The organism is Streptomyces sp. NBC_01474 (genome assembly GCF_035918215.1).
GTDB lineage: Bacteria > Actinomycetota > Actinomycetes > Streptomycetales > Streptomycetaceae > Streptomyces > Streptomyces aureus.
The window spans coordinates 142920-162339 of sequence record NZ_CP109449.1 but is presented as its reverse complement, the minus strand read 5'-3'; the positions used below and the strand labels follow the sequence as shown (position 1 = coordinate 162339).

21 protein-coding genes and 1 pseudogene are annotated in these 19420 nt (G+C 68.3%); 13 read left to right on the top strand and 9 right to left on the bottom strand.

From position 1 onward, the window contains the following. Positions 1 to 18: 18 nt before the first annotated feature. From OG758_RS00810 to OG758_RS00800, 3 genes are all read right to left on the bottom strand, one after another. On the bottom strand, positions 19 to 447 hold the full coding sequence (locus tag OG758_RS00810) for an ATP-binding protein (protein WP_326708120.1): 429 nt from the start codon (positions 445 to 447) through the stop codon (positions 19 to 21). A gap of 1479 nt (positions 448 to 1926) precedes the next feature. Continuing rightward, positions 1927 to 2715: a zf-HC2 domain-containing protein gene (locus tag OG758_RS00805; RefSeq protein ID WP_326708119.1), complete on the bottom strand. Its 789-nt coding sequence runs from the start codon at positions 2713 to 2715 to the stop codon at positions 1927 to 1929. Between the two features lie 25 nt (positions 2716 to 2740). Continuing rightward, positions 2741 to 3343, bottom strand: a complete 603-nt coding sequence (locus OG758_RS00800; protein WP_326708118.1) for a sigma-70 family RNA polymerase sigma factor — start codon at positions 3341 to 3343, stop codon at positions 2741 to 2743. A 1007-nt stretch (positions 3344 to 4350) separates the two neighbouring features. Here OG758_RS00800 and OG758_RS00795 point away from each other — a divergent pair. From OG758_RS00795 to OG758_RS00785, 3 genes are read left to right on the top strand one after another with little or no spacing between them, the layout of a single operon-like run. After that, positions 4351 to 4647, top strand: a complete 297-nt coding sequence (locus tag OG758_RS00795) for a plastocyanin/azurin family copper-binding protein (RefSeq protein WP_326708117.1) — start codon at positions 4351 to 4353, stop codon at positions 4645 to 4647. Then, positions 4644 to 5651, top strand: coding sequence for a metallophosphoesterase family protein (locus OG758_RS00790; RefSeq protein WP_326708116.1), 1008 nt, complete (start codon positions 4644 to 4646; stop codon positions 5649 to 5651). Before OG758_RS00795 ends, OG758_RS00790 begins: the two co-directional genes overlap by 4 nt. After that, on the top strand, positions 5648 to 6103 hold the full coding sequence (locus OG758_RS00785; protein ID WP_326708115.1) for a hypothetical protein: 456 nt from the start codon (positions 5648 to 5650) through the stop codon (positions 6101 to 6103). The genes OG758_RS00790 and OG758_RS00785 overlap by 4 nt, the downstream gene beginning before the upstream one ends. Positions 6104 to 6178: 75 nt before the next feature. Here OG758_RS00785 and OG758_RS00780 read toward each other — a convergent pair. Continuing rightward, positions 6179 to 6631: pseudogene (locus OG758_RS00780) on the bottom strand (RNA-guided endonuclease InsQ/TnpB family protein); the annotation flags it as partial. A gap of 77 nt (positions 6632 to 6708) precedes the next feature. On the opposite strand from OG758_RS00780, the gene OG758_RS00775 reads away from it, so the two are divergent. Continuing rightward, entirely contained in the window at positions 6709 to 6909 is a 201-nt protein-coding gene (locus OG758_RS00775) for a hypothetical protein (RefSeq protein ID WP_326708114.1), read from the top strand. A 2-nt stretch (positions 6910 to 6911) separates the two neighbouring features. Here OG758_RS00775 and OG758_RS00770 read toward each other — a convergent pair whose 3' ends face one another. Further along, the gene (locus tag OG758_RS00770) at positions 6912 to 7652 is read right to left on the bottom strand and encodes an NUDIX hydrolase (protein WP_326708113.1); all 741 of its coding nucleotides are present in this window, start codon (positions 7650 to 7652) and stop codon (positions 6912 to 6914) included. A gap of 70 nt (positions 7653 to 7722) precedes the next feature. Next, on the bottom strand, positions 7723 to 8826 hold the full coding sequence (locus OG758_RS00765) for an IS630 family transposase (RefSeq protein ID WP_266569624.1): 1104 nt from the start codon (positions 8824 to 8826) through the stop codon (positions 7723 to 7725). 34 nt (positions 8827 to 8860) lie between these two features. Here OG758_RS00765 and OG758_RS00760 point away from each other — a divergent pair, with 34 nt between their 5' ends. Then, positions 8861 to 9193 (top strand): hypothetical protein, encoded by a 333-nt coding sequence (locus OG758_RS00760; protein ID WP_266569625.1) that lies wholly within the window; start codon positions 8861 to 8863, stop codon positions 9191 to 9193. Between the two features lie 224 nt (positions 9194 to 9417). On the opposite strand, the gene OG758_RS00755 is transcribed toward OG758_RS00760, so the two are convergent. Both OG758_RS00755 and OG758_RS00750 read right to left on the bottom strand, forming a co-directional pair. After that, complete coding sequence (locus OG758_RS00755) at positions 9418 to 9549, bottom strand: hypothetical protein (RefSeq protein ID WP_326708111.1); 132 nt, start codon at positions 9547 to 9549, stop codon at positions 9418 to 9420. A gap of 114 nt (positions 9550 to 9663) precedes the next feature. Then, on the bottom strand, positions 9664 to 9975 hold the full coding sequence (locus tag OG758_RS00750) for a hypothetical protein (protein ID WP_326708110.1): 312 nt from the start codon (positions 9973 to 9975) through the stop codon (positions 9664 to 9666). A gap of 155 nt (positions 9976 to 10130) precedes the next feature. Here OG758_RS00750 and OG758_RS00745 point away from each other — a divergent pair, with 155 nt between their 5' ends. Beyond that, on the top strand, positions 10131 to 10634 hold the full coding sequence (locus OG758_RS00745; RefSeq protein ID WP_326708109.1) for a hypothetical protein: 504 nt from the start codon (positions 10131 to 10133) through the stop codon (positions 10632 to 10634). 464 nt (positions 10635 to 11098) lie between these two features. On the opposite strand, the gene OG758_RS00740 is transcribed toward OG758_RS00745, so the two are convergent. Then, positions 11099 to 11761: a hypothetical protein gene (locus OG758_RS00740; RefSeq protein ID WP_326708108.1), complete on the bottom strand. Its 663-nt coding sequence runs from the start codon at positions 11759 to 11761 to the stop codon at positions 11099 to 11101. A 306-nt stretch (positions 11762 to 12067) separates the two neighbouring features. Here OG758_RS00740 and OG758_RS00735 point away from each other — a divergent pair, with 306 nt between their 5' ends. The 7 genes from OG758_RS00735 (at position 12068) to OG758_RS00705 (ending at position 18733) form a co-directional block, all read left to right on the top strand. Further along, positions 12068 to 12376, top strand: coding sequence for a hypothetical protein (locus OG758_RS00735; protein WP_326708107.1), 309 nt, complete (start codon positions 12068 to 12070; stop codon positions 12374 to 12376). Continuing rightward, the gene (locus OG758_RS00730) at positions 12373 to 12681 is read left to right on the top strand and encodes a hypothetical protein (protein ID WP_326708106.1); all 309 of its coding nucleotides are present in this window, start codon (positions 12373 to 12375) and stop codon (positions 12679 to 12681) included. Before OG758_RS00735 ends, OG758_RS00730 begins: the two co-directional genes overlap by 4 nt. Before the next feature lie 1391 nt (positions 12682 to 14072). Beyond that, entirely contained in the window at positions 14073 to 14588 is a 516-nt protein-coding gene (locus OG758_RS00725) for a hypothetical protein (RefSeq protein ID WP_326708105.1), read from the top strand. A 63-nt stretch (positions 14589 to 14651) separates the two neighbouring features. Further along, positions 14652 to 14879 carry a hypothetical protein gene (locus OG758_RS00720; protein WP_326708104.1) on the top strand — a complete coding sequence of 76 codons (228 nt, stop codon included), beginning with the start codon at positions 14652 to 14654 and terminating at the stop codon, positions 14877 to 14879. A 1320-nt stretch (positions 14880 to 16199) separates the two neighbouring features. Then, positions 16200 to 16442, top strand: a complete 243-nt coding sequence (locus OG758_RS00715) for a hypothetical protein (RefSeq protein WP_326708103.1) — start codon at positions 16200 to 16202, stop codon at positions 16440 to 16442. Positions 16443 to 16488: 46 nt separating this feature from the next. Next, positions 16489 to 18249 carry a zinc finger domain-containing protein gene (locus OG758_RS00710; protein WP_326708102.1) on the top strand — a complete coding sequence of 587 codons (1761 nt, stop codon included), beginning with the start codon at positions 16489 to 16491 and terminating at the stop codon, positions 18247 to 18249. Between the two features lie 232 nt (positions 18250 to 18481). Then, entirely contained in the window at positions 18482 to 18733 is a 252-nt protein-coding gene (locus OG758_RS00705) for a hypothetical protein (RefSeq protein WP_326708101.1), read from the top strand. Positions 18734 to 19420: the final 687 nt, after the last annotated feature.

Below are 19420 nucleotides of genomic sequence, written 5' to 3'. Positions count from 1 at the left end.
GCGGAACGCCCGGCCCGGTCATGACGAGCACCTGAGGCAGGCGCGGACTTCGCGGCCGCTGCGTGTCTGGTGGACCTCGGTCGACTGCGCGAGGTACTGGACGATGCCGGTGCCGCGGCCGTGTTCGTCGGGGGCGATGTCGGGGCGATGGCGCTCCACTGGCGTGCCGGAGTCTGTGACCACGATGTGCAGAGTGCCGTCGTCGAGGACGAGCAGCAGGGTCATGCGTTCGCAGCCGTACTGGGCGGCGTTGGCGGCGAGTTCGTCGACGATGAGTACGGCGGAGTCCCGCTCACTTGCGGGCACGCTCCAGGTCTCCAGCAGATCGTCCGCGAAGTGACGAGCGGCGGAGACGTGCGCCTCCTGCGCGGGCAGGGTGAGCAGCGCCTCGTGGCGGCAGGGCCGGCCGAGCAGTGAACTCGGGCTGGGGGAATCGGTCACAAACATGGTCTTCTGACTCTTCTGTGGATGTGCGGAGAGCGGAACGGGGGAGACCAGCACCAACAACTTCGGGGGCTGTCGGTAGGCCGGATCCTGAAGGGGCGCGCTCATTCAGTTCCACGGGCGACGCATGCCGAACGGTTCGAGCTGTTCACCCTTTTTGCTCGACTTCTTGCGGTTCGCGTCAATTCTGGCGGCCTGGCTGGGCTCACTCGCCTCCGCCACGACTCGATGCCGTACTCGGTCGGACCGGGCACCGGCAGCTCGTTCCCTCGCCCGTGGCCTTCCGGAAGGCCCTGCGGAACGTCGCGCCGCTGGGCCGGACGAGCATCCCTGCCCGAGTCTCGGCTCGGGCGCGGCCCTCGGCGTGCAGACTTCTTGGGCCGTCTCCTCCGGGCTGCCCGGACTTCGCAGGAAAAGGCGAGTGGAGGTCGCCGGCCGCTTGGTGAACCGCAAACCTCTGCTTGCGCGCGGGGCGGGGATCACTTCGGCCGGCCCTTGTGCAAGGCCCAGGGCGGCGCCACCGGCCACCCGGGGAGGGAGTGCACGCCCCGTCGGCGCACTCACGCATCAAGTCGGGTGAGGACGCAGCCGGTTCGCCGGAGCCGGCGTGAGGGTCACCAGCCCCCGGAAACCGTCGGCGCGCCGCGCGAAGGACCCGGGTGCCGGCTTTGGCCTCCTCCCGGCGGAGGTTGAGGCGTACGCCGTCGGCCCCGCACAGCCGTGCCCACCCATGTACGCGGCCGGCACCCGAGAAGGCCCGGCGCGGGGGTGACCGGCCTACCCCTGCCGGAAGCCGCGTGACGGGAGCGGGCAAGAGGCCGCGACCGAGCCGCAGAACTGCCCGGTGCCGACGCAGTCCCCCGATGACAGGTTGTGGGGCGAAGCAGCCGCAGTATCTGACCGGGCCCGGGGATGTATGGCACCACAGCGGCCAGAGCGACGACCGCTTGTGGCCGCCCCTCGACCCGCTGATACACACTCGGACGGCCTTGACCTCGATCAGCCCGGCCGCGCAGGTGATCTTTTCTGGCCCAGTGGCAGCCGCTTCGACCACGGGCCGCCTCCGCGCGTGGCACCGATCAGCCCCTCCGCCACAGCGGCGCCCGTGCCGGCCTCCGAGGCCGCCGCACTCATCCGCCGGGTGCCATTGTCGGACGATCTCGCCGATCCCGGAGCCGTGCGACCTGGTGGCATCGGTCGACGACGGTGGTCACGAGCGTGCCTGCGCAGCCGATGTCACGAGCACAGGCCTCCTCGATGGCCATCGGCTGGACGTCCTGTGCGCGCTCCTTCAGCCTGGCCCACCGGTCTTGAGGCGGCTTCGCTTCTCGTCGACTGCCCGGCCCCGCGCCGCTGACGGCCCGGACCTTCGGTGGCGACGTCTTCTTGGCCTCTCGTGCCGCCGTGCGCTCACGCCCGACAGTTGTCGTCATGTCACTGGGCGGTCTGGCCGCCCAGTGACATGACGACCCTGGCCTCGCCTCACGCCCTGATGGTGACCATCTTCTGACCGTTGCCTGCGAGGATCTCGAAGTGGTCGATGGCTCCCGGGGACATGGCAACCGCCCCTGGGATCGTGGTGCCGGAAGGGTACTCGCCTGCCCGCCAGGTAGCGCCGTCCGCCCTGCCTCCGCCGGGTCCGACCGCCTGCAGCCGGCAGGTGACCCCGGCGGGTGCCCCCTCGGCGGAGACCTGCAGCACGCTACCCCAGGCAGAGGGCGAGACCTTTACCGAGGCGGAGACGCCGGTGGTGGGATCGCTTCCGGAGAAGGTGCGCCAGGCAGTCGGTGCGGTCGGCCCAGGCGGCGTCGCCTGACTGCCTATGGATCCGGTGGCCGCCAGCCATGTGCCGCCGGCCGCTGCCGCGATGAACGTCAGCGAGGCGGCCGCGCCGGCCAGTTGTAGACGCCAGGTCCTGCGTCGCCGGGCCGCGGCCTGCTGCAGGAGCCTCTCCAGCACACCCCCTGCCGGCGCCTTCGACACCACGGGCGCGGCAGGCCGTTCGGGCAGGGTGGCCTGGGCGCTTTCGGCTGCCCGTGCCACCAGCCGGTCGGCCAGGTTCCCGTCGGACGTCGGCGCTGCCTGGCCTGAGGCTTCGGCTTCGGTCACCGTCGCCAGCAGCGCTGGCAATCCCGCCAGCCGGGTGTGTTCGGCCCGGCATTCGGCGCATCCCGCGAGGTGGATGCGTACCCGTTCCATTTCTGCCGAGGGCAGCGCGCCCAGGACGTATCCCCCCAGCGCCAGCCGGAGGGCGTCGTGCTCCGCACTCATGGTCGCCACCTCCTGCCCGCCACGATCATGGCTCGATGCCCCGTTCCTGCAGCGCCAGCCGCAGGGCGTGCAGGGCGTAGTGCGTCCGTGACTTCACGGTGCCCAGCGGGATGCCCAGCACCTGTGCGGCCTCCGCCATGGTCCGGCCCCGGTAGTAGGTCTCCAGCAGGACGGCGCGGTGGTCCGGGGACAGCGACCGGATGGCTTCGGCAACCACCCAGCTCTGCAGTGCCTGCTCGATCCGGTCCTCGCCCGGCGTCTGCTCGGCGGCCCGCTGAAGGGCCTCGCCGCCGGCCTCGGCCGGTCTGGCCTGCCGGGCCCGGTGGGCGTCGATGACCAGGTGCCGGGCGACCGTACAAAGCCATGCCCGGGCCGGGCCGCGTGCGGGGTCGAACGCGGCGGGATGCTGCCACGCTCGCAGCAGCGTCTCCTGGACCACATCCTCCGCCCATTGCCAATCTCCTGAGGTCAGTCGCAGCACGTAGTGGAACAGGGCTCCTGCGTGCTCCGCGTACAGAGTGCGCAGCAGATTCTCATCTGCGGTCGAAAGCCCCCCTTTACCAGAGACACGGTGCGCGGAGCGATCTGGATCAGTCCGTGGGCCACGTTTTCGGGAACTCCAGGCCATAGGGCGATCATCGCGCACATGTACCACTTTGTCCCGCAACGGAGAGCGCAGCGCAGGTGACGCTCCGCGTGCATCGCGGATGGCATGCCCCTGTCGGGCCTTACGACACCAGGAGAGCCAAACGTGCGCGGCGCCCAGGAGGCCGACCGATCTGCGGCGACGCCAAGAGGTCTCACAAAAAGTGCATATCTGTCGAACCGTAGGACTCCCGCCGTCCGTGGAGCCGGACAAGAGCCGACTCACGCGCAATTCCTCATCAATTCCCCATACAACAAAGGATGGATCGGAGATGGCCGAGATACACCACGCGACGGACGCGCTCCTGGCGCCGACCAAGCTCACCCCGCCCCCGTGCATGCAAGTAGGCGCCACCGCGCAGCCTCCGCCCGTGCCCAGCGCACACCACGGCGACGGCTCTCCACGCACAGCGATCGAGGGCCACGCAACCAACAGGACAGAACTCCGCCCGGCTCAGCGTGCGCACCACCGGTACGGGCACCGCCAACCTGCCCCGAGTTACTCGCGGCTCCCCACAAGGGGAACTGCCGCATGCCGCCCGCACCTTCGCGGCGCGCAACCGCGGATGTGCAGCGCGGGGCACGTCGAGGCGACCCGCCGGCCCGGGGCGGCACCCATGCTCGTTCGCCGGGTCCGTGAGGGGCACGCGCCCATGAAAACGGCATCCACCACATATTCCTGCGGTTACGTGCGCCGAGCCGGCGCAGTCCCCGCCTGATCAGTGAGGAACAGACACCATGCACCTGAACTTTCGCACACCAGTCCGGCGATCACGCGCTGCGGCCGGGCTGGCTGTCGCCATCATCGCCACTGCCGGCGCGGTGGGGCTCCTCAGCTCATGCGGCCAGTCGTCGCAATCCTCGGCCGGCGGAGCCGTCGCCATCACACCCGGTCCGGGTCAGCACCGGACGGCGGGGATGCCCGGCGCCACGGGGCCGGGGAAAGCCTCCGCTCCCGGAGCCTCGCCGAGGCCCGGCATGAGCATGCCCATGAGCCCCTCGAGCACGGGCGCGCAGGCCGCGTCGGTGGCCGGGAGCTCGGCGACGATCAAGAACTTCGCCTTCTCCCCGGCCACGCTGAAGGTCAAAGCGGGCACGAGGGTGACGTGGACCAATCAAGACACCGACGCCCACACCGTCACCAGCGCCGGATCGGGCGGCCCGTTGCATTCGGCCCCCCTGGCCACCCATGCCACCTACAGCTACACGTTCACCAAGCCCGGCACCTACGCCTACCTCTGCACCATCCATCCGTTCATGACCGCCACCGTGGAGGTGACCCGATGACCGACTACCACGACAGTCACGACGGAGCACTGGCCGACGACGCCGGTCAGCCCGATACCGAACACGGTATGACTCGACGTCAACTCATGCGGCACGCAGGGTGGTTCGGCGGCGCGGTGGTGCTGACCCTGGCCAGTGGAGAGGTGATAAGCCACATCGCCGGTTCCCAGGACACCAAGGCGGGCGCCGCGGCCGGGGCCGGGGCCGCCGCAGCGGCAAACGGCGCGCTGCAGTTCGTGCAGGTCTCCGACAGCCATATCGGGTTCCAGGGCCCTGCGAACACGGATGTGGTCGGCTCCTTCGCCGACGCGATCAAGCAGGTCAACTCGCTTGGATTCAGACCTGATTTCGTCATGCACAGCGGCGATCTGACCCACCTGTCCACGGCCGGGCAGTTCGACCAGGTCAAACAGATGATGGCCGGAATGAAGGCAGACCGCGTCTTCACCGTGCCGGGCGAGCACGACTCCATCGGCGATGCAGGCCGCGCCTACCGGCGGACCTTCGGCATGGGCACACTCGGCGACGGCTGGTACAGCTTCGACACCCACGGCGTGCACTTCATCGCCCTGGTCAACACCCTGAGCCTGGAGAAGCTCGGCCACCTCGGCGCCGACCAGATCGACTTCGTTCGCAAGGACATCGCCGGACTGTCGTCGGACACCCCCATCGTGGTCTTCAGCCATATCCCGCTGTTCGCCATGTACCCGAAGTGGGGCTGGAGCACCGACGACGCCCTCAAGGTCATCGCCCTGCTGCGCCGCTTCTCCTCCGTCACCTGTCTCAACGGGCACGTCCACCAGCTGTTCACCAAGACAGATGGCAACATCACCTTCCACTCCGCCACCACCACCGCCTACCCCCTGCCCAAACCGGGCCGCGCCCCCGCCCCTACCCCGCAGGTCGTCCCCGCCCGGCAGCTCAAAGAGGCACTCGGCATCCGCAGCGTCGGCTACCGCCAAGGCGACCGCGAACTGGCCATCAAGGAACAGAGGCTGGCATGAACACCCACAGACTCCTCGCCCCCACCCTGCGGTCGATGACCGCCGCGACCCTCGCCGCCAGCGGATACATTCACGCCCAGCTCTACATCGACGGGTACCGCTTCATCCGCATCATCGGCCCCCTGTTCCTGCTCCAGGCCAGCACTTCCTTCGCCTGCACCGCCCTGCTCCTAATCGGGACACCGCCCCTGCTGCTGAGGACCGCCTCGGCAGGCGTCGCGCTCGGCGCTCTCGCCGGCTTCACCGCTTCGCGCACCGTAGGAGTGTTCGGATTTACCGAGCACGGTCTTCAGCCCGAGCCACAAGCCGTCCTCAGCCTTCTTGCCGAGACCGGCACGCTGCTGCTCCTCGCCATCTGGCAGGTGACCGTGACCAGACAACCCCGCACTGCCCGACCGCCCGTCAGGACACCCAACTGGGCCACCACCCGCACACCACCCAAGTCAACTTGACCCGGCCCTGAAGGACCGGGGCTTGGAGGTAGTGCCCGGCTGGCTGCTGGGTTGGCTCCTCCGTCCAGACACCCGTTATGGGGTGGCGGGGACGCGTGACTCACGCCCCGCATTCCACACGTTCTCGCCGCGTTGGGCGATGTTGTGGGAAGCGTTCCGGTCGGCGTGGGCAACGACCCCGCACCCCCGGCAGATGAAAAGCCCCTGGTCGACCCGGTTGCGCTTGTCGATGTGCCGGCACTGCGAGCACGTCTGCGACGTGTAGGCGGGATCGACGTAGACCAGGGGCACGCCTGCCCGCTTGGCCTTGTAGACGATGAAGTCTCCGAGCTGGGCGAAGGCCCAGGAGTGGAGTTGGACCCGTTGGGGCTTACGGAGCCGTACCCTCTGCCGGATTCCCTTGAGTTCTTCCAGGGAGATCCCGGCCGAGGTGCGTTCAGCCTCGGTCACGATCGTCTTCGCGATGATGTGGTTGGTGTTCTTGACGTGCCGCTGCTCGCGGCGGGAGCGCTCTTTCAACCGACGCTTACGCACTGGCTGCCACGGCCCGCCCCGCAGACACCTACGCGCGGATCGTCGCCCTGGACCTGGTCGCGGGCGCGGAGATGCACCTCAAGCGCGGCAGCATCGAGCAGGCGTGTGCCACCTGGCACCGGGCCATCGACCACATGGACGGTGTCCGCTCGGTGCGCACCCGTAAGGCGGTCTCCCGCATGTGCGGTGACCTTGCACGCTTCCGGGCCCGTGGCCTGCGGTGCGTGGCGGATCTCCACGAGCGGGGACGTGACTTCCTCGCAGGCGTCTGACCTCAGCGGCTCCCGGCGAAGCGGCGAACGATCGGTTTCAGGTAGTCCGCGTGCGGACCCGTCAGAGCGGCCAGTTGGTCCGGTGAACGCACCAGGGCGATGTCGTCGAGTTCAGGTTCACGGCCCGCAGTACGCTCGGCTGCCGCGGCAGCGGTGAAGGCCGCGCGCAATGTCGCCTCGGGAAGGGCAGGGGCAAGGTAGGTCAGGCCGACACTGCCGTTTTCGCCGCGGGTGACGACCCACAGCTTCAGATCCCCGGGGCCTGTGCTGATCCCCAACTCCTCGGCAAGTTCGCGCGCGGCCTGGCCGGCCAGTGCCGACTCGTCCAGCACCGCCCCGTCCTGGGGAGGCTCCACAGACCCACCCGGCAGCTGCCAGCGACCTGGGGCAGCCGTAGAGGGCGACATCCTCGCGGCCAGCACACGGCCGTCGCCAGTCGGCTGAACGACGTTCACGAACAACGAGGGAAAAGCTGTGGCGCCCGGGACGCGACGCAGCGCGTAGTGCCGGTAGGTCACACGCACCCAGGAGAGGTGCAGGATGCACGGGCCGGTCTGCTCCAGCCCTCCACACGCCACCACAGGCCCGTCGAAGAGGGTGGGGTTGGCTCGGACCGCCATGTCCCACGCCCGGTCCCGGGCCTCAGCGTCATCGGGCGGCAGCGGCGGTTCCGCAGCTTCGGTCAGCAGGAGCCGTTCGACGTCCAAGAGGTCAACGCCCACGGGGGGCAGCGTTTTGGTCACCGGCTCATCGTAGAACCCGCTCCAGGCTAGTGCTGCCCCGCGCAAGTTCGTGGAGGGGTGTTGGGCCTGATCAGGCGGTCTTGAGTGGGCTGCCGTCATAGGTCCACCTGAACGGCTTCGCGGTCTCGTTGCGGCCGATGACGTAACTCTCCAGCTTGTCGATGAGGTCATCGCGGCTGGAGAAGTCACCGTGTCGCAGCACGCGGCGGGTCAGGACGGAGAAGAACAGCTCGATCTGGTTGAGCCAGGAGGCGTGCGGCGGGGTCCAGTGCACGTGCCAGCGCGGGTGGTCGGCGAGCCACGCCTTGGTGTGTTTGGCGGTGTGGGAGGAGCCGTTGTCCAGCACGACATGGATGTCCTGGTCTGGGGCGATGACCGTGTCGAGCTGGTCGAGGAAGGCGGTGAACGTCGCTGCGTCGTTGCGGGCGATGATCTCGGTGAGGACCTCGCCGGTGCGCACGTCCAGGGCGGCGACCAGCGAGGCGGTGCCGTGGCGGCGGTACTCGAACTCCTCGCGAGCGGGCTCGCCTGGCCTGACGGGACGACCGGGGTGGCGCCTGGCGCGGGCGGCGATCGCGGTCTTCTCGTCGATGGACAGCACCACCGCCCCTTCAGGTGGGTCGCGGTACAGGTCGCACACGTCCGCGACACGGTCCCAGAAGTCAGGGGTGTCTCGGCGGGTGAGCCAGCCGCGGACCCGGTGCGGCTTGAGGTCCAAGTCGGCCAAGATCCGGCCGACTTGGGAGGCAGAAATGGTGGCGAAGACAGTGCCGGCGACCTGGGCGGCGATCGTGCGGTGCGACCAGGTCGCTTCCGGGTGCGGGGGCACACTGGTGGCGGCGGCCACGATCGCCACCGTCACCTGGGGCCCGTATGCCTTGGGCCGGCCCGAGCGGGCGGCGTCCTTCAGCCCGTCCCGGCCCAGAGCGGCGAACCGTCCGCGCCACTTACGGACCGTGTTCACGCTGACCGCCAGGTCCCGCGCGATAGCCCCATTGCTCAGGCCCTCACCCGCCGCCAGCACAATCCGCGCCCGGAGCACCGCCCGCACCTGCGCTTTCAGGGAGACCGCTGTACGGATCAGACACTCGCGCACCCTCTCGTCCAACTCCACCACGACCGCCTCGACCATCCCGGCCACACCCTCGCCCACCCCGACCAAAGTGATGATCATGGCGTATGCGGGGGTAACCCAGCAGGATGGACCCGTGCCGAAGAATCCGCCCGAGTCCATGCAGGATCACCTGCGCCACCGTCTGAACGTCCGCGCCAAGGAACGCTGGCCCCAGCTCGCCCGCGTCCAGGTGCGCTTCCGCTCCGGATTCGCCTACGTGGCAGGGGAACTGCCGGGCGAGGAGGAACCGCTGCCGCTGTGCCGCCTGCGCTTCACCGGCGTCCTGCACACCTGGGGCTTCGCCCTCTACCTCGCCAGCCGAGGCAAGTACGAGGACAACTTCCTGCCCACCGGACTGCCCTTCGGCTCACCCGAAGACGCCCTGGACTGCGCCTGCGGCTTTTACCTCGGCGACCCGACACCCTGATCAACACCCCTCCACGAACTTGCGCGGGGCAGCACTAGACCGCCAACTCGGCCGAGTACGTGAATATATGCGCGCCCGGCTGGCTGCTGGTCGAGGGAAGACGTGAGTTCAACTCAGTCGGAGCCGAGGAGGGCGAGACCGGCAGCCGCACGGTGCTGCGTCACACGCCGGGATAGCCCGAGTCTGCCGGGCCTGGTGGGGTGCCTGCGGACGTTCTCCGGGATTCAGCCCACCCAGGGGAACGACAGCGGCGTGATCCGCTCAGTGAGCGGGTTGACGAGCATGACCAGCATTCCGTACTCGCCGAACGGGGCTTCGCGGGTCACCTTGTCGTCGATGCCGTACGGTCCGGACACGGCGTACGGCATCGACCTCGAGGGCCTCGAACAGATCGAGGAGCGCCAGCTGCGCTTCCACGGGCAGGCCGACGATGGCGTCGACTGTGTGCGGGGTGCGGGAGATGTGCCAGCTCACGCGGCGCCGCGCTGCTGCCGCCGGAGCTGCTGCATCTGCAGCCGCCACGCGTCGAACCGGTCCGCGGACTCGGCCGTCTCCTCGTGGTCGGCAGGCAGACCACCGGTAGCGTCGTACTGCGCGCGGGCTTCCTCGATACGCGGCTGCTCAACCTGGACCCAGCGGGCGGCGACGGCCTGCCAGCGGGCGATGACCTGTTCGAGCTGGCCCACAGGGGCGAGATGGATGTCGCGCAGGGCCTGCTGGCGCAGGTCGGAGGAGGGCAGGGCGTGGACGATGCTGTCGATACTCCAGTCGTGGCCGCTCACCGTGGCCTCCGTTTCTGCTGTGGGTCTCAACATCGTGGAAATGTCCGGGCCCGTCTACGGTAGCGGGCGGCCCGGCGGCGTGTCAGGCGAGTCGTGCGCCCTCAATTCGTCGGATCTTGCCCTTCGGCGATGGCGGGGCGCGAGGATCCGTGGACATGAGCATGAGTGACGGGACGGCCGCGATCATCGCCGCAGCGATCGGCGCGGCCGTCGGTATCCCTGGCGCGATCGGTGCCGGCGTCATTGCGTACCGGGCCGGACGAAGGCAGGTCGCCGATCAGGGGATGGTCGACCATCGGCATTGGCGTCGGCAGAACCGGTTCGACGCGTACGAGCGTTTCCTGGCCGTGACGGACGAGGCGTTGCAGGTCATGGACGACAGGGTGCATGGGCGGGCCGGGAATGCGGTTGTGGTCGCAGCGCTCGAGAAGCTCTTGGCGGCGCAGGCGCGTGTGCGCCTTGCGGGGCCTGACGCGATGTGGCAGCAGGCCAAGGAAATCACGGAGGCGTTCCACGGTGTCCGTCGCCAGCTGCAGGGGCCGCGAGGTTGGATGCCGATCCCGGGGCAGGCCTGGGCGGGGATGGTGCAGTCGGTGACGGGGCCTCAGAGTCAGTTCGTGGTGGCGGCCGCGAAGGTGCTGGACGATCCGGACCAGTGAGACGGGTGTGCCCGGCGGCGGCATCGGCTTCGTGATGGGCGCCGCCGGGCACGTACAGCGTGGCACGAGGCACTGACAACGGGCGGTTCCGGGGCCACGCGGCCGGATTGTTGAGACTTTTCGTGCTAGTTGAAACTTGGTCGTGAGGGTTGCCACCCGGTGTCGACCTGGACAGCAAGTTCGAGTGCGTAGGCCGTGACTTGGTGGCGGAGGAGAGTGAAGACCGGTGAGGTCGTTTTAACGAACCTTGCGTATCCGGCTGAGCAGACTTCCTGTTTAATCCACTGCGTCCCGACATTGGCCGGTTTTCGGTCCCGGATGGGGCGAGGCGCCAGCCTCAGCTCGCCATGAGTCACGTGACGCCAGACCATGATGCACGCCACCTGCCAGTTGACTTCGCGTGGCTCCCACCGGGCGCGGGCATTACAGGGGAGGTCTAGCTAATCCGGCGGATCTCCGACCGGTCACGCCGAGGCGGCGCTCACTGTCCACAGGCCGGACGGCTCCAGAGTGGCGTTCATCGAGAACGTGTCGGCGTAGGGAATTTCCGCTTTACTGGTGAGTTTCTCGACGTTCAGTACCTCGCCGGAGATGAAGGTGCCGGCCGTGATCCAGTACTCGGGATGCGGCCTGAATACCAGCGCGTTTCCTTCGGTGGGCGACGCCTGCACCGCGAAGACTGGGAAGCCGCTCATGCCGGTGCCGACTGAGGTGGTCTCGGGTGGCACGGTGGGAGAAACGTAGATCGCGAGGGTGCCCAGCGGTTTGACACCTCCGGAGACGGGCCCGAATTTGTACCATTTGTCATAAAATTCGAACGTGATCGTGTTTTCGCTCAGGTCGCTCGGGTCTGCGGCAACTACTTCCCCCGTCACGAACTGGATGCCGCTCGTGAGCTGTCCGGTCAACCCCCAGACGAAGCTGTAGTCCACGGCCCATGTGAAGGTCACCGTTCGATTCGGTTTAGCATGCGCGGTCAGCCAAGCGAGCGACCTCGCACCTGGGACGCCGAGGTCGACCGCACTTTGGTACAGGCAGAAATGCTGAGACTGTGCCGATTTGTTGGTGACGGTGAGGCTGTATGTCGTCGCCGCTGCGGCGGGTGGCGCGCTGACGGCGGAGGGCACAGCGAGAGTGCCGGCGCACGCGGCGCCGGCACCAAGGAGCCGCCGACGGGAGAGCGCGGACCGCTGATCGTGAGGTGGCACCCCTGCCTCCTTTGATGGATCGCTGGCGCCGCGGTTGGCGCGGAGCACGCTGAAGGTTGACCCCCAGGCTGGCTTCCGGAAGCGTGCAGAGAGCGGTGGATAACGTGTTGGTCGTCCGGACGGTCTCGCATCTTCACCCGCCAGTGGGGCGTGACCGCTGAAGGCGTGTTCCGCCGTCGGCAACGTTGCGCCTGCCGAAGAGCTCATCCGCGCAGGTCATGCAGCATGTTGGTACTCGTGGAAAATGCCGCCGACCCGTCCACGTCTCCGTATGCCGAGGCGAGCGATCTGCTCCGGATCGCTGATCGGGACCGGCAACAGGTGCACAGGGCGGGAGTTGGCGATGCCTTGATGGGGCCGATGGGAGCTGCAGAAGTCCTCGAATTCGCGCAGGGCGTGCAGCAGGTGCCGCTGACTCCAGATCAAGGTACGGCCCAGCAAACCCCGGGAGACCGGCTCCGGCTCGCCGCCGACCGCTTCCGTGGTCTCGCCGACGCCCACGCCGCACAGGTCGCCCGGGAGGCCCTGACATGAACGAGCAGCACGAGGACGAGTGCTCCCGCATCCGCGCGGCCATGAACCGTCTCCTGGGCGGCCAGCCCACACGCTCCAACGGCAGCCTCACCGCGGTCGCCCTCACCGCAGAAGCTGATGGTCACCGCATGGCTCTACACAAGCGCCATGCTGGCCTCAAGGAGGAGTTCTACCCGCGAGTGCGCGCAGAGACGCACCAAACGCGGGAAGTCGAAAGGCGGCTGCGCAGGGAAGTCGTCCGCCTGAAGGAGGCCCTCAAGGAGTCCCGGGCCTCCGAGGCCGAGCGCCGGCACCGGGCGGAGTAGGTTGTCCTCGCATCAGGCATCGTCCGGTCTCGGAGGGACGACGTTTCCAGACTCTGCTTCGTCGGGAGCGACGACTTCACGCTCTCCGGGAATCCACCGGCCCGGACCAGACTGCCCAGCTCAATGACTGGGTCGCGTACAGAGCGCGGAGGGGGCAGCGAGCACCGAACGTCGACGGTGGGCCCGTCGTCGTCGCCGGCACGGCGTACGCGGCGTGTGCTCAGCCGAGCCAGGGCCAGCTCGGCAGCCGCGGCGAACGACTCCCGATCCTTCTCCTTGATCAGGTCGGCCGGACGGCTATCGATCAACCACACTCCCGTCCGTGTCAGCACCAGGAAGTCCGGCGTGTGATCGCGCTGCCCGTCCTCGTTGCCGAAGACGAGCCGTAACGGCTGCGGCAGCATCTCGAATACCTCGCCGGCGAAGTCGAGCGTCAGCAGCAGCTGAGCTTCCTCCAGGCTCTCGAACCCGTGCTGCCGACCCGTGCTGACCAGGAACTTCAGCCCGGGACGATGCCGGTGGCCACGGTGCCAGGAGAACCACCGCAACGGTTCCAACCCGGTGGGGGCGACTCGTACCAACTCTCCGACGTGGTAGCAGACTTCCTCTCCACCCAGCCGCCAGACTACTGACCAGCGCTGCTGCCACCCTGGAGCCAATTCGAGTCCGACCCGCCCTTCCGACACCGAGACCGGGTCAAGAAGGCCGTCTTCACGTACGCGCTCTTGGAAATAGGGCACCTCACCAGGGAAGAGCCGAGGACGTACCCGGCGACGTCGAACTTCGAAGCTGGTGTCAACCAGACCGAAAAACCAGCGAAGGTGTCAACAAAGAACGACCTTCTGGTGTCAAGCAGAACGATCCGGTGCACAGAGCCGACCAGTTCGGCCCGTCGCTCTGGTGTCACCTACCTCGAAAAGTCGCAATTGTTGTGACGGGTCGCGATAGATATCGGCGCGCTCGCGGCTCTGCTGAACGCGGCCCCGCGCGGCACACCGTGGAGCCACCCTGCCGCCCTAGTCGGAGCCGAACCTGACGAAGGCTGCCACTACTGCAAGCACCCGGACTGACCAGACCACCGCGCCCTCCCCGGGCCGAACGGCCGCCCACAGAAGGCTGATTGGGTGCGCGGCCTAGCGAGCCAACCCGCTTCGGCCGACCGACCTCCGTCTGATCGACGGGGCGCTCCAGGTGAGCTGCCTCATGGCAAAGTGATCACGTTGGACTGTCTACGGCGGGGGAATCACGTGAAGCGGCATCTCAGGTCGACGGCAGTTACGGCTGTGGTCACGGTTGCGCTGGCCGGTTGTAGCGGCAGCGCAGACAGCAGCAACCCATCGATGAACGGCCCGGACAAGGCCTCCAGTCCATCAGGGCCCTACCGGTTGAAGATGCCCGCGGCTGTACTAAAGGGCACCTTCACTGAGTCCGATCACTCTGAGCCCGATCAGAACATCGCGTCCCAACTCTCCGGCCAGATCGAGGACGGCGTCACCGCGTTCGCCGCCTATCAGCCTGCCGAGCGAAAGTCGGAGACCTCGGGTCCCGTGCTAGCAGTGACCGGGGTGCACGGAACCGTGCTCAACCCGGTCACGGCCCGCGCCGAGTTTCGGGAGATCCTCGACCGCCGCTCCGAAGTCCCCGACAGGCGTACCACTGTGATCATCGGCCCCCGCACGATCATTCCCCGGGGCTCCTCAGAGCCCGTCTCGTGCCGGATCGTTCGGCACGAGGATGAGTTCGGAACGACTTGGGGACCCAACTGCTCCTGGGCCGACGGATCGGCCGTCGCCGACGTCTCCCAGGCCGTGAACTCCAGCAGGCCTCCCGCCGAATTCGACCTTGAGGCCTTCGCGGCCAAGACCGCGAGCATCCGCAAGGAGGTCCGCGCACCCACCGCCCCGTAGCCGCTCAAGCTGCGTCGAACCGAGCCAGAGCGCAGCCTCCGAAAGTCCGCGGTCATCGACCCCTTGGACGCGGTCCTCTTCCCCGGCCGGTCCGAGGTGGAGCGGGAGATCGACGCGGTCTCGCGTCGCGCCCGCCCCGTCTTTGTGGTCCGCGGCGCACAGGTGCTGCGTAGGGACGGCCTGCTGTGCCTCTACGGCGCCTGGCGGACCGCCGCCGACCGCAGGCGGACTGTCCCGCTGATCCTCACCGGCACCGCTGGACTCACCAATCTGCTCAATCGGCCCACGTGAGGCCCGTACTCGCAGGCCTCAGGCCGGTCACAGGGCAAGGCAGCTGGATCCGGTCGGGCATCGAGGAAGACGGCCAGGACACCTTCCTCGATGACAGAGCGGCTCGGGGCCCGGAAACGGATGTGACTCCCTGCCCCTCCGGCCAGATGCTCCCGCTATCGCACAACCGATCACCGGGCTCGCGAGGTGGCTGGCCTGTATGGGAACGGCGGTACGAGACGAAGAGGGGGTGAGGGGCCCAAGGCGTGAACTACCGGTACAGAAAGCCGGTCCTCGGGCCCCTCGGTGAGCTTTCCACGGGGGATCGTTGATGCGCTCACCAGCTCAACGCCGTTTAATGGCGCAGAGTTACGGCTCCGCCAACATCCGCAGAGATGCCGCGCCAGGCCGGCAGCGAAGATGGCGAGTTCTTGCCTTCAGCACGGCCACCACCGACTCCCCCCGACCCGGCACGCCCTGCCGGTCCACGCTGCCCAGGCAAGACGAGGGGTGCACAACCAGGCCCAGGGGGCCGCCCAGTAATCCGTCCGGCGGACAACGGCCTGCCCGTCGCGCCGAGCGCCGCCCGCGGCGCGCCTGTTGCTCCCTTGCTGTGGTGCGCCGGTCCCATCTCCTCTGTCAGTGGCGGCGGCTACGGTCGGCGGTATGTCTGCCTCTTCTGGTACGTCCTCACCGCGGTGGCTGCTGGAGGCCACCTGTCAGTCTGCTCCTTGCGACAGTCCCGCCTGGGACGAACAGCGGCAGCTCCTCGCTTCGATTGGTTCGTACGACCGCCATGAGCGGGTGTGGACGGGGCGCATCGGGGTGCTCGATGTCTCCTCGCTCTCCGTGCTGAACAGGCTGTACGAGGCTGCGCGCCGGTTCGGTACCCGCGCTGAATGGAACGCTGCGCCAGCCCCGGACAGCTGGCGGGGAGAGGCATTTGAGACACCGGTGAACTAGCCCGGCTCGCAGCGGCTGCAGTCGACCGGGGCCGTCCGCTCGGGCAGTTACCCGCGGTCTGACGGACCGGACAGCCGCGACTCTGTTGGCGGCGCCCGAGATGCGCGCGAGCGGCTGGACGGCATCGTTGGGCAAGAGGCCCGCCCGGCCCATCCGCGTTCTTGCTGGGCGGGCTCACTTGGCATCCCCGAGTGCAAGAGCGGACTGCTGTCGGAACTCCGCCTGTGGCCGGCGCCCTGAACGAGCAGTGCGGGGCGTGAACGGGTTCACCGATCCCCGCCGCGCCCAGAATCTTCCCGTCCGGGCACGGCCAAGGTCACCGACACGACGACAGCCGGCCTGTAGGGTCACGATCGCTTGGCCTGTCGCATTGCCCCCGTGATCCGGCAGGCCAAGCGCCCACTGCACCTGGCCACAGCATGGGAACCCCAGCGCCATCTCCGCTGGCCGGACAGCTCCAACCCGCACCTCTTCGTGAACGGCAACACCGCCGTCGACGAGTCCGGCCCGCCCATCAGCGCCGTCGCTGTCCAGCTGCTCTTCCAGCGAGTCGGCCTGCCAGCCGGCCGCTGCCCAGCCGTCCGCGCCCCTCATGCGACCCAGCTGGTCACCTCGGCGTGAACAGGGCCTGTATGAGCCAACGCGACTGGTGGCAGGATGAGTTGAGGTGAAAGGCGGGGGTTTCGTGCAGAGTGATAGGCGGCAGATTCAGACGGCGGTTCTGGGCAGAGTGGACTCGGAGGAGCCGCTGTTGCTGCCGCTGGAAGCGATCGAGCTGGACGCTTTCCGCCATTGGCACGAGCACGACACGTTCTGGTGCGGGCTGCTGCTGGGCGGCTGCGGCGGTCAGTTGACGACCAAGCTGTACACCGACCGGGTGTGCCACTTCGCGCACCACCCGGATCCGGACGGACTGCCGCAGGTGTGCGGACGTCACGCGAGGGGGGTGGCTAGTGCCGACCATCTGTATGTGAAGTCTGCTGCTGCCGCCTGGCTTCACGGCCGGGGCGAGCAGGCCCGCTTCGACTACCCCCAGCCCGACGGAGCGCCGATCGGCTCTGTGGTGGACATCCAGTGGCGCCGCGGCGGGCTGCGCGTGCACCTGGACCAGGCGGTGACGCCGCAGTGGGATGCGGACACCGAGCCGGTCCTGGGTGTGTCAGTGCCCGTGGACCGGGACACGCTGATCCGCCGCTGGTACGTCCATCGCGTCCGTTTGGACAGCGAGGGCACAGCTCGCCGGGTCCGTATCGGCACCGAGGCGTTCGCCCGGTCCACCGAGTGGTTCGCCCTGGACGAGTGCGAGATGACGGAGCGGGGGCTGTCGACGCCGGCAGTTGAGCGGATCATCCGCGCCCGCCGCACGCCGCCTCCTTCGCGGTGGCCCGCGGGCAAGACCAAGAAGGTGCCGCAGCCGCAGGCGCGCGCGCAGGCCCTGCTGAGCCGCCTGGCCGACGTCCGCAGGCTGGGGTCAGTGGTGTTGGTGAACCGGGTCTGTGGTGAGATCGCCGTCCTGAGGGGGGTGGAGCAGGAAACCCAGACACAGCTGACCGGCGCCGTGGAGAGCGCCAACCGCTGGCTGGAGGAGCAGACCGAAGCCCGCCGTGATCTCTTCTCCCGCCTGAACCAGGCGGTGAACTCACAGCGCACCAGGCAGGTCCGCCGGCTCCTGGCTCACGTCAATGCGGCCGCCAGCCGTGACCGCACCGAGGCCGAGAACGCCATCGTGGATGCCGCTGCCGGTCACCTTGCTGCTCTCGCTCGAGGGCAGCAAGCAGGGGCTGTTGCCGGGCGGGCAGTAGCGAACGGGTCGGGGGCCGGGCACGAGCGCGTGCGCAACATCCTCGGCAATCTTCGCCGACGCGACGGCGATGTGATGACGGCAGAGATGCGCAGTCTGGTGAAGGTCCTCATCCGGGCGGCGGCCGACGCCGGTGACCGTGTCACTGCCGGCCAAGCGGCAGAAATCGCCGACTGGCAGGAGCGCGCGGGCCTGAACAAGCCGGTTCCCGCTGCGGGGTCCTTGGCTGAGGCGCGGGCCGCCGCTGCGCAGCGCACGAGGAACAAGCAGGACGCCGCAGGGCAGCAGAAGAGGACACGGCCGCTGTCCGACCGGGTGGCGCGCCGGTTCTGGATCACGAGGAAGTGCCCGCGCTGTCACGCAGTCAAGGGCCGAAACTGTGTCAACGACGACCGGACCGGAACGGGTGAGGTGCGGCTGATCCCCCACAGCGAGCGACTGAAGCCGATCTTGGAGGAACGCAAGGTCAAGGCCAAGCAGCGCAAGCGCCAACTGCGAACGTTGGACGTGACCTGTCCCGACTGCAAGAGGCCGCCCGGCGCAACTTGCGCGTCACCGAGCGGCGGCGTACATCGTTCCCGCGCCGAGCATGCCCAGGAACTCAACCGGAAGGAACCCCGGTCCTGATCAGGGCTACCGACGAAATTCGGATACTGGGGACGGAGCGGTGCCTCGGGGGCTGCTTCGTCTCGGATCAGCCGGCACTACGGTCACCCTCCTTTCGCGATGCTGTCGCTGCGTCTGACATCGCCAGCTGACATCAACAGGGGCGTACAGCGGCCTACTTGGATGGCCTCGGCGCCGCCCTTGAGGGCGGTGAAAGTGGCGAACACCCGGGTCGTCGCGGACGGTGGCGGGGATGTCCATCGTGGAGAACCCGGAGGCGGTGGCCCACTCCGACCGGCACCGGCGCACGGGCGTGAACGTCGCTTCCTTCGCCCTGGTCGCCCTGGTCGCCCTGAGCCGTGAAGGTGTGTGTGGCCGAGCGAAGCAGGGTCCCTATCCGAGGCTCCGGGCTCCGCTGCGGGCGGTTGGGGATGCCCCGTACGGCGCAGACGAGTCCGGGGACGTGCGGTTCCGGCTGCCAGAGAACGCGGAGGGCCTCAGGTGACCGAGACGTCCGTTCTTTCTTCCGTCGGCGGACGTGGCCGGTTGTGGGTCACGTGTTCGTTGTACGCGGGGTAGTGGCTCCTGGAACACTGGGCGTGCCGGTTCGACAGGACGGAGCGGGGGACGTGGGGTGGCAACTTGCCGTTGCATACGGTGCCGTGGGCGGCGGTCTTGTGGAGATCGTCGTGGTCTTCGGGTGCCTGGTTGACTGGCAAGAGGCTCGTCGTCGCGTACGGCGCGCGCGTCGTAGGCGCCGGACGCCTGCGCTCACGGAGTACATGGATCCCGTAGCCGACTCTTTGGTGGCTGCGACCCGGATCTTCCTGGGCGGGCTCGCTGGTTGGGTCTTCCACAGCCAGGTCACCGGGGCTGCGGCCGCCGTCGCCGTTGGAGCTGCGGCCCCCGCGCTCCTACGTCAGTTAGCGACCGCTCGCACGCTACGGGCGGTTGTCGCGGGGGATACTGCCATCGAACGGCAGGTCCGCGGAACGGAGCAACTCCAACCCAATGGGCCACACGGGGAGGAAGACAGCGCATGAAGGGAGGCGTCGCTCGCCGCTATTGGAACTCCCTGACCGAAGCTGACCGTGTCAAGCGCGGCGAGCGAACGCCCGTCCCACGGGCTTGGCAGGGTCATCCGTTGTGGCGCCGCTACATTGCTTCCCTCCTCGACGTCCCCCTTCGACCG

What these genes read in the sequence shown, in the direction of transcription:
- OG758_RS00810 (WP_326708120.1), bottom strand. Translation starts at nt 447, where the DNA reads ATGTTTGTGACCGATTCCCCCAGCCCGAGTTCACTGCTCGGCCGGCCC.
- OG758_RS00805 (WP_326708119.1), bottom strand. Translation starts at nt 2,715, where the DNA reads ATGAGTGCGGAGCACGACGCCCTCCGGCTGGCGCTGGGGGGATACGTC.
- OG758_RS00800 (WP_326708118.1), bottom strand. Translation starts at nt 3,343, where the DNA reads ATGGCCTGGAGTTCCCGAAAACGTGGCCCACGGACTGATCCAGATCGC.
- OG758_RS00795 (WP_326708117.1), top strand. Translation starts at nt 4,351, where the DNA reads ATGAGCCCCTCGAGCACGGGCGCGCAGGCCGCGTCGGTGGCCGGGAGC.
- OG758_RS00790 (WP_326708116.1), top strand. Translation starts at nt 4,644, where the DNA reads ATGACCGACTACCACGACAGTCACGACGGAGCACTGGCCGACGACGCC.
- OG758_RS00785 (WP_326708115.1), top strand. Translation starts at nt 5,648, where the DNA reads ATGAACACCCACAGACTCCTCGCCCCCACCCTGCGGTCGATGACCGCC.
- OG758_RS00775 (WP_326708114.1), top strand. Translation starts at nt 6,709, where the DNA reads ATGCACCTCAAGCGCGGCAGCATCGAGCAGGCGTGTGCCACCTGGCAC.
- OG758_RS00765 (WP_266569624.1), bottom strand. Translation starts at nt 8,826, where the DNA reads ATGATCATCACTTTGGTCGGGGTGGGCGAGGGTGTGGCCGGGATGGTC.
- OG758_RS00745 (WP_326708109.1), top strand. Translation starts at nt 10,131, where the DNA reads ATGAGCATGAGTGACGGGACGGCCGCGATCATCGCCGCAGCGATCGGC.
- OG758_RS00735 (WP_326708107.1), top strand. Translation starts at nt 12,068, where the DNA reads ATGTTGGTACTCGTGGAAAATGCCGCCGACCCGTCCACGTCTCCGTAT.
- OG758_RS00730 (WP_326708106.1), top strand. Translation starts at nt 12,373, where the DNA reads ATGAACGAGCAGCACGAGGACGAGTGCTCCCGCATCCGCGCGGCCATG.
- OG758_RS00725 (WP_326708105.1), top strand. Translation starts at nt 14,073, where the DNA reads ATGCCCGCGGCTGTACTAAAGGGCACCTTCACTGAGTCCGATCACTCT.
- OG758_RS00705 (WP_326708101.1), top strand. Translation starts at nt 18,482, where the DNA reads ATGTCCATCGTGGAGAACCCGGAGGCGGTGGCCCACTCCGACCGGCAC.